Source organism: Blastococcus sp. CCUG 61487, from assembly GCF_005222955.1.
In the GTDB taxonomy this organism is placed as follows: domain Bacteria; phylum Actinomycetota; class Actinomycetes; order Mycobacteriales; family Geodermatophilaceae; genus Blastococcus.
The window spans coordinates 1-480 of the sequence record NZ_LWUA01000214.1 but is presented as its reverse complement, the minus strand read 5'-3'; the positions used below and the strand labels follow the sequence as shown (position 1 = coordinate 480).

1 pseudogene is annotated in these 480 nt (G+C 67.3%); it reads left to right on the top strand.

The features are described from left to right. A pseudogene (locus tag A6V29_RS10720) lies at positions 1-203 on the top strand (IS256 family transposase); the annotation flags it as partial. Positions 204-480 lie beyond the last annotated feature (277 nt).

Genomic DNA, 480 nt, shown 5'->3' with positions numbered 1-480 from the left:
GCATCTTCCCCGACGACACCGCCCTGCTCCGGCTGGCCAGCTGCGTGCTGATCGAGGCCCACGACGAGTGGCAGGTCTCCGACCGCCGCTACCTCTCCGAAGCCTCCATGGCTCTGCTCAACCCGCCCGAGCCGACCGCTCTCGAGCCCCGCTGCACCGACCCCAGCGAGGTGATCGACCAGCCCGCCCTGCAGACGGCATAGTCAGCAACACCGCAGAGCAGCACGCGGACGATCTACACCACCCCACGGGGCACGGTCACCGCCGACGGGTCCATAAAGTCTCGCGGAGCAGATCGACGGGAGGGGTTTACGGCACTCGATCCTGCCATTAGAGTCCGTCTGGTCCTCGGCGAGGACGTCGCGACGGACTCCGGAACGAACGCCCTGCGGACCGTTCTTCGACAGGTACTGCTCGGCAGGAACTATTGACCCACCCGCACGTCCGGGACCGCCATCGGATGCCGGCAGCCCACGACAT